Raw genomic sequence first — 13,430 nt, 5'->3', positions numbered from 1 at the left:
CGTCGGCTGGCGCGCCCGCGACGACGCCGGGCGGGCGGCGGTCCGCGTCGCCGTCGCCGCCGTCGCGGCCGCCAACCGCGTCACCGGTCGCGTCCTCCCGGTCGACCCGTCGCGGCTCGCCGCCCGGGTGGCGTCGTTCCTCGGCGGGGTCGAACGCGTGGTGGGGAACCGCCGCTGTCTCGCGACCTGTCTGGGGCTGTCGGCCGCGGGGTGGACCGCCCTCGTCGCCGCGTTCTGGCTGTCGATGCGCGCGGTCGGTCACCCGGTGTCGGTCGGTCTCGCGGCGTTCGTCCTCCCGGTCGGCCTGCTCGCCGTCGCGGTGCCGCTCCCCGGCGGCGTCGGCGGCGTCGAGGCGGCGCTGGTCGGCCTGCTCGTCGGCGCCGGCGGTCTCCCGGTCGGCGGGGCGACCGCCGGCGTGGTGCTGTACCGCGTCGCGACCTACTGGGCGCCGATGGCGGTCGGCGGCGTCGTCACCGCGGCGCTCGCGGCCGAGAGCCGGCGGCGGGACGGTCCCGGTCGCGGGCCGCCCGAGCCGCCAAACATCCCGTAGGTCGCTCGCCCCTTCCACGACCGGCGGTGGCTCTGCCGACTGTCGCCGACGGGTATCGCCCCGGAGTGTAGCTCACCGGTGCATCTCTAAACTATAGTTGAGCAGTATGGTTGGATAGTATAGTCTGAGTCTATAATCGATCGGTATAGTCGGGCGGTATAGCTGAAAGGTATAGCTATAGACTATAGTTATCTCTCGTCGCTACACTGTCTGACTGAAGCTTATGTGTGGCGGCGATAGCTACTCCGGTATGTTGACCTACGCGCCGGTGTCGGAGGCGGGCGGCGTCGGCAAGACGTCGACGGCGGCGACGCTCGCGGTGAGCCACGCTCGCGCCGGCCACGACGTGCTCGCGATCGACATGGACACCCAAAACGGGAGTCTCACCTACCTGTTCGGCCCGGAGTACGACCGCGGCGACCCCGAGGCGGACAACCTCGTCCGACACCTGGTCGGCCGGCCGAAGGGTGCGTTCGCCGACCTGCCCATCGAGGTGGAAGCCGGGGTCGACCTGGTCCCCTCGCACAACATGCTCGAGGACCTCCACGAGTTCCTCCTCAACGAGAAGGAGCAGGCGGAGAACTTCGGCGAGGCGTACAGCATGTACGGCCAACTCCACCGCGTGCTCAGCGGGGCGGGCGTCCGCGACGACTACGACGTGGTCGTCGTCGACACCGCCGGGAAGGCGGGTCCGATCCTCTACAACGCGCTCGTGGCCGTGCGGAACGTGGTCATCCCGTTCGAGGCGACCGCGAAGGGTCAAGAGTCGATCGAGGGGCTCGACGACCTGGTCGACGGGCTGGAGGCGAGCATCGACGTCGACGTGGGCGTGCTCGCGGTGGTCCCCGTCGGCTACAAGGACACCCGCGACCAGCGCGAGATCCTCGACGAGATCCGGGGGAGCGGCTTCCCCATCCCGGTCGTCGTCGGCGAGCGCGGGTCGCTGATGGAGGGGTGTTGGAAACAGCAGTGTAGCCCCTACCGCTACGTCGAGGAACACCGCTCGCGGAAGCGGGAGTACGAACTCGACACGCTCGACCGGTTCGACCGACTCGCGCGCCACCTCGAACGCGAGGCCGGGCTGCCGACGCCCGAGACGGGCACCGACGAACCGGAGGTGAGCGTCTGATGGGGCTCAAGTCCGGGTCGCGCGACGCGGGGTTGGACGACGGCGACGACGGAAACGACGGCGACGGCGGCGAAGCGGCCGCGGAGGGTGGGCGGGCCGACGAGGACCGTTCCGACCGCGGGGGGGCGGCCGACTCGGCCGACGCGCCCGACGGCGAACCCGGGGAGGGGGCGGCCGACGCGGGCGAGGGGGAGCCGGCGGCGGACACGGACGCCACCGACGCCCGCCCGACGGTGGAGTCGCTCCCGTACACCCTCCGCCGGGAGACGGTGAACGAGGGGCGGAGCCAGGTGCCGTTCTTCCTCCGCGAGGAGGTGATCGACGGGGAGTCCGACCTCCAGGCGGCGCTCGAAGCCTCGCTCGGCGAGGAGGTGTACAAGTCCGACTACCGGGAGGCGGCGATGGTTCTCGCCCAGCGCAACCCCGACCTCGTCGCGGCCGTGCTCCGCGAGTGGGGGTACGACCTCGACCCGGTCTGAGGGGCAACAGCGCTTTAGTTCGATCGGGGTCGATCGGGCGGTATGAGTCGCTCAGGCGACGACCCGAACGAGGAGACGGACGCCCGGTTCGACCAGTGGCCGGTCGACGCGCCCGACGACGACCGGAACGTCTCGGTCGAGTCGCGCTGGATCGGGATGGCCGGCGGCGGCGCGGGTGGGACCGGCTACGTGTTCGACCCCGACGACGAGGTGGTGTACGAGGGGGAACTCGACGAGGACGCCGAGCGCGTCACCCTCCTCCGGCGGAGCGAGACCCAACCCGAGGGCGACGAGTCGCTCGGCGAGTGGATGCGCCGCGTCGGCGGCGACGACGAGTGGTCGTCGCTCTCGGCGTACGGCCGCGGCGAACTCGACGACCGGCCGGTGGAGTCGACGTTCCAGGAGAAGAACACCACGCCCGACCAGGACTACGCCTTCTTCGGGTCGTACACGTTCCCCGGCGACGACGGCCGCGAGCACACCGTCGAACGCGAGTTCGTCGTCGACGACGCCGACGTCGCCCGCCCGACGGTCACCGTCGAGGAGCGACGGTTGGTCGACGCGGGCGACGGCGAGGCGGACGTCCTCGACAGCCGGACCGAGTCGTTCCCGGTCGGACCCGACCACGACGAGCGGTCGCTCGAGACGGTCTGCCGCGAGTGGCACGAGTCGCACCCGCCGTAGCCGGGTAGCCGACCGTGCCGCGGCGGCCCGGTCGGTCGCGGCCGCCCCGACCATCCTGAACGTCCGGACGACCGTACGGGTCCCTCTGTGCGGGTCCTTTTTCGTCCCCCGGCGGCGAGCTACCGACAGGATGTCGCCCCCCTTCCGATCGCCCGAGTGGCTCCGCCGGGACGCGCTCGGCGTCCTCCGGTTCCACCGCGACCGCTCGCTCGACACCCACTTCGGCGGCTACGTCGCGCAGGTGAGCGACCGCGACGGCGCGGTGTACGACGGGCGGACGAAACACCTCGTCCCGACCGCGCGGTTCGTCTTCGGCTTCGCGGTCGGCGCGCTCCTCGGCGGCCCGGTCTGGTGCGTGCCGGCGGCCGAACACGGCCTCTCGTACCTCCGTAACGTCGCGTACGACGCCGACCGCGGGGGGTACGCTCTGGAGTTCGCCGGCCGCGAGGTGACCGACGCGACCCGGTCGACGTACGGCCACGCGTTCGTCCTGCTGGCGTACGCGACGGCCGCGAAGGCGGGCATCGGCCGCGCGGAGCGGCTGGTGACCGAGACCGCGGATCTTCTCGACGAGCGGTTCTTCGAGCCGGAACACGGCGCGTACGCGAGCGACCGCACCGCCGACTGGGAGCCGGTCGAGCCGACGTACCGCGGCCAGAACGCCAACATGCACGCCTGCGAGGCGCTGCTGGCAGCGTACGAGGCGGTCGGCGACGACCGGTGTCTCGACCGCGCCGTCTCGGTCGCCGAACGGGTCGCCCGCGACGGCGCGGACGCCGCCGACGGCCTGATCTGGGAGCACTTCACCGCCGACTGGGACGTCGACTGGAGCTACAACCGCGACCGGCCGCGGGACCTGTTCCGGCCGTGGGGCTACCAGCCGGGCCACCTGCTGGAGTGGGCGAAGCTCCTCGTCGCCCTCGACGCACACGACGGCGCCGACTGGTATCTCGACCGCGCGGAGCGGTTCTTCGACGCCGCCGTGACCGACGGCTGGGACGACGACCGGGGCGGCTTCCACTACACGGTCGACCGCGACGGCGACCCGGTGGTCGAGGGGAAGTACACCTGGGCGCTCGAAGAGGGGCTGGGGGCGGCCGCCCGCCTCGCCGCCGCGACCGGCGACGACCGCTACGACGAGTGGTTCGACCGGGTCCACGCCTACCTCCACGACCACGCCACCAACCACGCGTACGGGGTCCGCTACGAGCGGCTCACCCCCGAGGGCGCGGTGGCGGAGGGTATCGACGAGGTGCCCAAAGTGAAGAGCGGCTACCACCACGTCAACGCCTGCTACGAGGCGTTGCGGGCGCGCGATGCGGTGCCCGCCGACGGCGAGTGGCCGCCCGACGGCGCGTAGCGACGCGGCGCTCGCGCGGGAGCGGCCGTCCGGGTCGAACGCTCGACGCGGGAGCGGCCGACCCGGACGACCACCGACGCTTATGTCTCCGACCGGCGACGGCCGAGGTATGACCGCCATCGGCTTCCAACTGTACAGCCTCCACGCCGTCGACGACCCGCTTTCGACGGTGATCGAGCGGGTGGGCGAGACGGGGTTCGACGGCGTCGAGTTCGCCGGACTCGACGGCGCGAGCGTCGACGACCTGTCCGCGGCGCTCGACCGCGCGGGTCTCGACGCCGCCGGCGCGCACGTCGGTCTCGACGAGATCGAGTCCGACCCCGACGGCGTCGCCGAGACGTACAGCGAACTCGGCTGTGAGACCGTCGCGGTGCCGTGGCTCGACCCCGACAACTTCGAATCGGCCGGGGCGGTCGACGACGCGGCCGACCGCCTCGACGCCGCCGCCGCCGCACTCGCCGACCGGGGCCTCGACCTCCACTACCACAACCACGACCAGGAGTTCGCCGACCTCGACGGCGCACCCGCCATCGAGCGGCTGATCGAGCGGACCGACCGGGTGGGCTTCCAGGTCGACCTCGGCTGGGTCGGCGCCGCCGGCTCCGACCCGCTCGACTTCCTCGACGCCCACGCCGACCGGGTCGAGTTGGTCCACCTCAAGGACTACGACGCCGACGCGGGCGACGTGGTCGAGGTGGGCGAGGGGGACCTCGACGTGGCCCGGACGGTCGAGGCGGTCCGCGGGATGGACGCCGACTGGCTGACCTACGAGGCGGAGGACCGCCCCGACTCGTACGCGACGCTGGATCACGCGGACGACGTGGTCGCGGCGTACTGGTAGGCGGGACGCGGGACCCGTCGCGGACCCGCCGGACCGCCGCTCGCGCCCCTCACTCCGCCCCGGGGTCGCTCGCGGGTTCGGGCGAGAGCGCGCCCGACTCGACCATCGCCTCCAGCGGGCTGTCGTCGATGTCGAGCGGGAGGTCGACCCGTCCGCGCCGCCGGACCGACTCGTAGCCGCCGAACAGTATCTCGGCCGTGTTCAGCCCCGTCCGCCCCGACAGCGCCGACTCCTCGCCGGAGTCGAGGGCGTCGACGACCGCGGCGACCGAGCGGTCGTGGAAGCTCGACCCGAACCGGTCGGCGTCGCCGGGCGCGCCGTGCATCGTCTCGCCGCCGACGTCGACCGCCTCCCAGCCGTCCCCCCGTCGGAGTTCGAGCATCGGGTCGCCGCCGATCCGTATCTCGCCGTCGGAGCCGCGGAGGTGGAACGGTGCGTCGACCAGGCCGCTCCCCTCACCCGTCGAGAGCACGCCGTGGACGCCGTTCTCGTAGCGCCACTGTGCGAACATCTGGTTCTCCTGGTGGGCGCCGAACCGGACGTCCTCGTCGCGGTAGTCGAGTTGGGCGATCACCCACTCGGCGGGCCGGTCGCCGGCGAACATCCCCGCGAGGTCGACCGCGTGCGCGCCGGTGTCGAAGAAGTCGCCCCACCCGATCTCGACCCGTTCGAGGTCGCCGACCGCGCCCTCCTCGACGAGCCGCGCCGCCTCGGTGAACGGCTTGCCGAACCGGCGCTGGCGGTTGAACGTCAACTGGACGCCCCGCCGCCAGCACGCCTGGACCATCCGCTCGGCGCTCCGGAGCGTCAGCGCCATCGGCTTCTCGCAGTGGACCGCCTCGACCGCGCCCGCCCGCGCACAGCCGACGACCACCTCCTCGTGGGCCGCCGGCGGCACCGCGACGCTGACGACGTCCGGTTCGACCGACGCCACCATCCGCTCGTAGTCGGCGAAGACGGCCGTCTCGTCGAGGCCGAACTCGTCGGCGAACGCGGCGGCGTGCTCCGGTACCAGGTCGGCGCACGCCACCAGCCGGCAGCGGTCGTCGTTCCGGAACGCTTCCGCGTGGCGATACCCCATGGCGAACCCCTCGACCGTCGGGTTCGCCGGGTCGGGACCGGTCCCGACGACGGCGACCGTGTACTGACTCATCCACTCTCCCGACGGGGCGTCGCCGACGTAGTGGTTCCGCTCACGGCGTGTCGCGTCGGCTGTCCGACCGACGGGAGTTATCCGCTCGGACGGTGTCCGAACGGGCGTGCACGTCTTCATCATCGGCGGAACCGGGCTGATCAGCACCGGTATCACCCGACAACTGGTCGACGCCGGCCACGAGGTCACCGTGTTCACGCGCGGCGAGACGGACGCCGCCATCCCCGAGTCGGTCGACCGGGTGACCGGCGACCGGACCGACGACGGCGCCCTCGCCGAGGCGACCGACGGCCTCGACGTCGACTGCGTCGTCGACATGGTGGCGTTCGACCCCGCGGAGGTCGAGCGGGCGGTCGACGCGTTCGCGGGCGAGGTCGACCAGTACGTGTTCTGTTCGACCATCGACGTCTACCACCGCCCGGTCGCGGACATGCCGGTGACCGAGTCGGCCGCGCGGGCGCCGCCGGTCAGCGACTACGGCCGCAAGAAGGCCGACTGCGAGGACGTCCTCTTCGAGGCGTATCGAACCGACGGCTTCCCGGTCACGATCATCCGCCCGTGGGACACGTACGGCGAGGGCGGGACGCTCAACGACACGCTCTCGACGGGTGCGGCGTACATCGACCGCCTCCGCGCGGGCGACCCCATCGTGGTCCACGGCGACGGCTCGACCGTCTGGGCCACCTGCCACCGCGACGACGTCGCGGGCGCGTTCGTCGGCGCGGTCGGCAACCAGGAGGCCGTCGGCGAGGCGTACCACGCGACGGGCGAACACCCGATGACGTGGAACCAGTACCACCGCCGGGCCGCGGACGCCCTCGACGCGCCCGACCCCGACCTGGTCTACGTCCCGACCGACACGCTGCGGGAGGCGCTCCCCGACCGGACGCGAGGGTTACGGGACCACTACCGGTTCAGCGCGGTGTTCGACAACGCGAAGGCGCGCCGCGACCTGGGGTTCGAACAGACCGTCTCCTGGGAGGAGGGCGTCCGTCGGACCGCCGCGTGGCTCGACGACCACGGCCGGACCGGCGGCGACGCCGACGAGGAACACGACCGGGTCGTCGCGGCGTGGCGCGACGCGGAGGCGGCGTTCGTCGAGACGGTCCGTGACGGCGCCTGAGCCGACCCGCGCGGCGCCCCGGGCTCCCGTCGACGCTTGGGAGGCTCGCCTCCGCCGCCGAAGAATGATACGATACTACTCACGTTCGGATCGAGTACGGTCTGCTTACACGTAGTCGACGCTCGTCGAATCGGAACACGGACACGAATAGTTCCGGCGACGGGGGACGGGCGTCGGCGGTGGTGCCGGAAGGGAGCCGTCGGCGGGCCGGCGGGGTCGCGCCGAGGGCGCGTCGGGCGCGTCTCAGGCGGGGGCGACGCGCTCGTGACGGTCGTCGACCGCGGCGGCGTCCTCGGGGAGGAGCGCGACCACGAGGTAGTCGGCGTACTCGCCGAAGTAGTCGACCAGGTCGGCGATCCGCTCGGAGTCGATGGCTTCGAGCGAGTCGAGCAGGACGAACGGAACCTCCTCGTACGCCTCGTGGACGAGGTAGCCCGCGAGCGCGAACACCAACCCGATCACCTCGCGCTCGGACTCGCTGAGGTGGTCGATCGTGTCCTCGTACGTCGTCCCGTCGCCGGTGCTCCGGATGACGTGGAGGTCGAACACGGTCGTCTCGACCTTCCGGCGGCCCTCCTGCCGGGTCGTCTCGCGGCGCTCGATCCAGACGCGGTCGAGGTTCTCGTAGTCGAGGATGTCGAGCACGGTCGCCATCTGCTCGTTGAACTCGTCGACCGCCGACCGCTCGATCCGGTCGATCCGCGTCCGGAGGTCGGTGAGTTCCTCGCCGATCTCCTCGCGGCGGGCCTCCAGGTCGTCGCGCTCGTCGAGCTGCGACTCGATGTCGTCGATCTCGGCGTCGACGTCCTCGACCTCCCCCTCCAGCCGCTCGATCTCGAACTCCAGTTGGTTCGCCTCGCGGTGGAGGTCGAGCAGCGGGCTCTGGTCGGCGCCCTCGAGTTCGTCGACGGTCGACTCGAGCTCCTCGATCTCCGCGTGGAGGTCGTCGCGCTCGTCCTCCAGGTCGGGGATCCGGTCGCGCCGCCGGTCGAGTTCGCTCTCGGTCTCGCTGATCCGGCGTTCGAGCCGGTCGCGCTCGCGCTGCTGTCGTTCGTACTGGGAGCGGTCGGACTCGATCTCGTCGAGCTCCTCGCGGACCTCGTTGCGCTCGGCGCGCTTCTCGGCGGCGGTCTCGCGGAGCACGTCGAGCGTCTCCTCGATCCGCCCGGGGTCGACCTCCGAGCCGCACGTCCAGCAGGTGACCGTCTCCCCCTCGACCAGCGAGTCGGTGACCGAGCCGTCGCCCTCGCGGCTCCCCTCGACCACCGACTGGAGCTCCGTCTCGGAGCCGTCGAGCATCTCCTCGTTGAACTGGACGACGCGCTGGAGCCGGTTGAGCGTCGACTCGATGTCGCGCTCGCGGCTCCGCAGCCGCTCGATGTCGTCCTCCAAGTCCGCGACGTTGCCCGCGGGCGTCTCCGGCAGGTCGGCGAGCTCCGACTCGTACTCCGCGAGGTCGTCCTCCAACCCCTCGATGCTCTGGCGTTCGGTCTCGATGTCGAACCGGACGTCCTCGAGCGACGACCGCACGTCGCGGAGTTCCTCCAACGTCTCCTCGAGTTCGACCTGCTCGGACCGCGACTCCTCGACCTCGGCGTCGGCCTCCTCGATTTCGGTCTCCTTGTCGGCGAGTTCGGTCTCCTTCTCCTCGATCTGCTCGCGGAGCGACGTCCGGCGCCGTTCGAGGTCGGGCAGGCGGTCGGCGAGCGACTCCAGCGAGTCGAGCCGCGAGTCGACGTCCTGTCGTTCGTCGGTCAGCCGCGACACCTCCGCTTGGATCGCGTCGGTGTCGACGGGCCGCATGATCACCTCGCGGAGGTCGCCCGCGCGCTCGACGACCTGCCGCGCCTCGTTCGACTCCAACAGGAACGCGAACAGTTCGGCCGTGGTGGCGTCGTCGAGGTACGGGTCGCCCCCCATCACGACGCCGTCGCCGCCGCGCGTCAGCGTCCGCGTGTACGTCTCTCCGTCGAACTCCAACTCGACGCGCCCCTCGTCCGCGTCGCGCTTGAGCGTCGCCTGGTCCCCTCCGAGCCCCGCCATCAGCGCCTGGAGGAACGACGTCCGGTTCGTGGCGTTCCGCCCCGAGAGCACCGTTACCCCCGACGAGAGGGTCAGTTCCGTCGAGTCGATCCCCCCGATGTTCTCCGCGCGCACTGTGCAGTGCGGTGCCGCTTCCTGACCAGTTGGCATGTCCCTTAGTTCGGACAGGAGGTATTAAGCGCGGCGGTAGCGGGACCGTCCGCCCGCTTACGGCCTCACGCGCAGTCGCAGCCGCCGCGTTCGAGCAGGTCGACGAACTCGAACGTCTGCTCGCAGTCGGAACAGTACACCGACACGTCGGCGTACACTTCCGCGTCGCCCACCCGGATCTGGTCGCCCGCTAGTCGCCCGAGCGACTCCTCGGCGACCGCCTGCGTCCGGCCGAGCAGGCCCTGTACGCGCCGTTCGGCCGCCTCGATCGGGTCCGTCTCGGTGTCCTCCCGCGAGACGTTCCGTCGCTTGGTGAGGTACGTGTATATGGTCTGATGGGTGAGGAAGTCCGAGCGGAGTTCCTCCGGGTCGACTCCGTCGCGTTCGAGCGTCCGTTCCGCCTGGGTGCGGCTGCCGGCGCTCGCGTCGTCGTCGGTCAGGAGTCGATAGAGGTTGTCCACCTCTCCCTCCAGCGGCGTCTCCCCGTTCCGTTCGAGCGCCGCCTCCAACACCCGCGTGTTGAACCAGTCGGCCAGTGCCCGGAGGCTCATCCGGTCGTCTCCCTCACTGGTCCAGCGTCTCACCAGCGTGTCCCCCGCCTCCCCCAGGTCGTACTCGTCGATGACGCGTTCGACCTTACTGCGGCGGCGGGACGACTGTGAGTCCCCGGACGAGTTTGACTCTGCCACACCCGTACGGACGCGCCGTTCGTTTATAAATCCCCGGTCCGCGCTCCTCCCCGCTCGATTACGCACGTACGGCCGTAAAGAATACCCAACGCATTCGGGGGACGACGCCTTCGACGATCGAAACACCCAGAATAGTGATTGGTGCTGAATCGAAGAACAATCGAATATAATTGATAGAACGATAAATGATACTTCTCCTCGTCCACCGCTGGCGGCGGCGCACCTCGGTTTCTTTTACCACCCGTGGCGCACGCACTATTAGGCACACCTAAATCGGAGCGGGCCGACGGCCGACCCGGGGTAGCGCTGTCGGGCGGCGGCCGCGTCAGCGACGCCTCTCCGGTACGGTGAGGAACGTTCACACACCCCCGTCTCGGCAATCTTGTTTCGATACTATATTCGCAATATAAACGCATTTGACCGGCACACCCACCGCTTGACTCGCATGGTGGACCTGAATCGGCGGAACCTGATGGCGTCGTCGGTCGCTGCCGCGCTCGGTGCGAGCGTGGCCGGCGTCGCGAGTGCGGAGGAAGTACCGGAGTCGGACACGGCTGGCGCCCCGAGCGTGAAGGGGAGTCTCAAGCGCTTCTCGACGACCGCGTTCGGCGCGGAGGTGACCGGTCCGTTCGTCTTCGAGGACGGGTCGCTGCTGTACAGCCTCCAGCACCCCTCCGCGGAGAACGGCGAACCGTTCGGACGGGCGGCGGTCGGCTACTTCAGCGGCTTCCAGTTCCAGTTCGACGGGAGCAACGAGGACTTCACCGAGGTGGACATCCCCGAGACCCGCGAGGAACAGGGCGACGTTCGGGCGGTCGACAGCGAGTACGAGGTCCTCTTCTACGGCCGCCAGCCGATCCGCGACGGGTCGGCGCTGCTGGGCGTGACCCGGACCCCCGACGGCCGGAACATCATCAACCGGGACGACAGCGGGGCGGTCGGCGCCGACTCCGCGGGAGCGGACACCTACTTCGCGGGCACCCAGTACGGTCTGGCGGCGAGCAACCCCGACTGCAACCAGTTCGTCCCGACGAACGACGACGGGACCGAGGGGTACCTGTTCACCAACTGGGAGAACAGCCCGGGTAACGTCTCGCGGGTTCCGATCAGCCGGGACGACGACGGCGAGTGGAGCGCCGACCTGGAGAACGCGAGCAACCTGGTCAACACCGACGCGTTCCGCGATATCGGCGGGACGCGGATCAACTGTTACGGCGACCTCAGCCCGTGGGACACGATGATCTCCGCCGAGGAGAACTACGCGCACCCCCGCGTTAACCTGACCCACACGGTCGGCGAGATCGTCGAGGCGGAGTCGGGCGTCGGCCTCGTCGGCGGCTGTCAGTTCTGGAACCGGCCGAACCCGACGGAGATCGGGCCGGCCATCGAGACGTACGCCGAGAGCGGCGACGTCGCCGAGGCGTTCGGCCCGCAGGGGTACTGGGCGCTCGACGGCGTCGAGTTCCTCGCGTACTACCTCGGCGCCGACCCGGCCGACCAAGACGGCGAGGAGAACCTCGCGACGACGCCCATCGACGACGTCTACCCCAACCCGTACCGCTACGGCTACTTCGTGGACATCCGCGACCCCGCGGCCGACCCGCCGACGCCGATGAAGTACTGGGTGATGGGCCGCGCCTCCTGGGAGGCGCCGGACATCCAGGGCGACCGCAAGACCGTCTACGGCTGCTCGGACGGCGACAGCAAGGGGGTCTACAAGTTCGTCGCCGACGCACCGATCGACAGCTACGACGACACCGACGACATCGCGGGCACGCTGTACGCGCCGAAGATCACCAACGACGCCGCCAACGCCGCCGAGTCGGGGAGCCGCAACTCGCCGGCGCAGACCCCGCTCGAAATCGAGTGGATGGAGCTCGGCCACGCCACCAACGGCGAGGTGGAGTCGTGGATCGCCGAGTACGACGACATCACGCAGGCCGACTACCTCGACGCACACGCGGACACCGACTGGGAGGCGGACCCCGAGGCGGCGCTCAAGGAGGCCGACCTGGAGGTCATCGAAAACGGCAACCGGAACTACATCAGCAACGAGGACATCCTCGCGTGGGCCGAACAGTACGAACAGCACGGTCCCGGCGGCGTCGACGAGGACCTCCGCCGGGTGCCGTTCCTCGAGACCCGCGCCGCGGCCAAGGAGATCGGCGCCTCGATCGAGTTCAACAAGGCGGAGGGCGTCGACAGCGTCGACGACTCCGAGCCGGGCGACTTCGTCTACTTCGGCATCTCCGAGTTCAACGACGACCTCGCGAACGACACCGGCGACGTCCAGATGGACCGCGTCGACGGCGGCGTCGTCTACCGGGCGGAACTCGAACCGGACTACGACGTCTCGCGGCTCGACCCGGTCATCGTCGGTCCCGACTTCACCGACAGCCCCGGAGCCGCCGACGGCGCGCTCCGCAACATCGACAACGTCTACGCGATGCGCGACGGGCGCGTCCTCTGCTGTGAGGACGGCTTCGGCGGTCCCGCGCGGTCGTACCCCAACGACTGCCTGTACGTCTACCAGCCCAACGTGACGGTCGACGTCGCGTCGATGGCCGTCGCGCAGGGGAAGACCGCAAGCGTGCCGGTCGAGGCCACCTCGCTCCCGAGCGGGGTGTCGGGCGCGACGCTCACGGTCGGCGTCTCCGACCCCGACGTCGCGACCATCGAGGGCGTCGAGTTCGCCGACGAACTCGGGCTGACCGAGCGTTCGGTGTCGAGCGACGGGTCGACGGCTACGCTGCGGTTCGCCGACACCGAGAAGGGCGTCCAGCCGGGCGGCCGCAACGTCGAACTCGCGTCGCTGACCGTCCGCGCCGACGCCACCGGGACGACCGACCTGACGGTCGACGTCGAGCGGATGGACGACGAGTCGGGCGAGTCGCTCGACGCCGAGGGGCTCTCGGGCGTGTTCGTCGCCGGCCCGTCGAACGTCGGCGGCGACGACGGCACCGCCCCCGAGGACCTCGACAACGACGGTCTCTACGAGGACCTCAACGGCAACGGCCGGCTGGACTACCAGGACGTCGAGATCCTCTTCGAGAACTTCGACTCCGAGAGCGTCCGGATGAACGAGTCGGCGTACGACTTCAACGAGAACGGCCAACTCGACTACGACGACGTGGTCTCCCTCTACGAAGAGGTCAACTGACCCGACCCGCGCTGAAGCCGGCCCGTCGCGTCCGACCGTCGGTCGGTCCCGCGGCCGACGGCCGCCCGG

Annotated in this window: 11 protein-coding genes; 8 read left to right on the top strand and 3 right to left on the bottom strand. The window is 70.5% G+C overall.

Annotated features, from left to right (window positions below):
• The 6 genes from K933_RS16780 to K933_RS16755 form a co-directional block, all read left to right on the top strand.
• Positions 1-550 (top strand): lysylphosphatidylglycerol synthase transmembrane domain-containing protein (locus tag K933_RS16780; protein ID WP_023395951.1); only part of this gene is annotated, 550 nt, incomplete at its 5' end.
• Between the two features lie 250 nt (positions 551-800).
• A complete protein-coding gene (locus tag K933_RS16775; protein ID WP_049947986.1) occupies positions 801-1,679 on the top strand; it encodes a ParA family protein in 879 nt (292 codons plus the stop codon).
• Entirely contained in the window at positions 1,679-2,158 is a 480-nt protein-coding gene (locus tag K933_RS19110; RefSeq protein WP_023395949.1) for a hypothetical protein, read from the top strand. The genes K933_RS16775 and K933_RS19110 overlap by 1 nt, the downstream gene beginning before the upstream one ends.
• 42 nt (positions 2,159-2,200) lie before the next feature.
• Positions 2,201-2,842: a hypothetical protein gene (locus K933_RS16765; RefSeq protein WP_023395948.1), complete on the top strand. Its 642-nt coding sequence runs from the start codon at positions 2,201-2,203 to the stop codon at positions 2,840-2,842.
• A gap of 130 nt (positions 2,843-2,972) precedes the next feature.
• Positions 2,973-4,202 (top strand): AGE family epimerase/isomerase, encoded by a 1,230-nt coding sequence (locus K933_RS16760; protein ID WP_023395947.1) that lies wholly within the window; start codon positions 2,973-2,975, stop codon positions 4,200-4,202.
• Between the two features lie 109 nt (positions 4,203-4,311).
• The gene (locus K933_RS16755; protein WP_023395946.1) at positions 4,312-5,043 is read left to right on the top strand and encodes a sugar phosphate isomerase/epimerase family protein; all 732 of its coding nucleotides are present in this window, start codon (positions 4,312-4,314) and stop codon (positions 5,041-5,043) included.
• A 49-nt stretch (positions 5,044-5,092) separates the two neighbouring features.
• On the opposite strand, the gene K933_RS16750 is transcribed toward K933_RS16755, so the two are convergent.
• Positions 5,093-6,196, bottom strand: coding sequence for a Gfo/Idh/MocA family protein (locus tag K933_RS16750; RefSeq protein ID WP_023395945.1), 1,104 nt, complete (start codon positions 6,194-6,196; stop codon positions 5,093-5,095).
• A 106-nt stretch (positions 6,197-6,302) separates the two neighbouring features.
• Here K933_RS16750 and K933_RS16745 point away from each other — a divergent pair, with 106 nt between their 5' ends.
• On the top strand, positions 6,303-7,319 hold the full coding sequence (locus tag K933_RS16745; RefSeq protein WP_023395944.1) for an NAD-dependent epimerase/dehydratase family protein: 1,017 nt from the start codon (positions 6,303-6,305) through the stop codon (positions 7,317-7,319).
• Positions 7,320-7,562: 243 nt separating this feature from the next.
• Here K933_RS16745 and K933_RS16740 read toward each other — a convergent pair whose 3' ends face one another.
• Both K933_RS16740 and rdfA read right to left on the bottom strand, forming a co-directional pair.
• Positions 7,563-9,512, bottom strand: a complete 1,950-nt coding sequence (locus tag K933_RS16740; protein WP_049947985.1) for an archaea-specific SMC-related protein — start codon at positions 9,510-9,512, stop codon at positions 7,563-7,565.
• A 65-nt stretch (positions 9,513-9,577) separates the two neighbouring features.
• A complete protein-coding gene (rdfA, locus tag K933_RS16735) occupies positions 9,578-10,201 on the bottom strand; it encodes a rod-determining factor RdfA (RefSeq protein WP_023395942.1) in 624 nt (207 codons plus the stop codon).
• Positions 10,202-10,646: 445 nt separating this feature from the next.
• Here rdfA and K933_RS16730 point away from each other — a divergent pair, with 445 nt between their 5' ends.
• Complete coding sequence (locus K933_RS16730; protein ID WP_023395941.1) at positions 10,647-13,361, top strand: alkaline phosphatase PhoX; 2,715 nt, start codon at positions 10,647-10,649, stop codon at positions 13,359-13,361.
• Positions 13,362-13,430 lie beyond the last annotated feature (69 nt).

The sequence above is a fragment of the Candidatus Halobonum tyrrellensis G22 genome, assembly GCF_000495475.1.
GTDB classification, from domain to species: domain Archaea; phylum Halobacteriota; class Halobacteria; order Halobacteriales; family Haloferacaceae; genus Halobonum; species Halobonum tyrrellense.
Note: the sequence above shows the minus strand (reverse complement) of the source record. Positions and strands in the feature narration are given on the sequence as shown.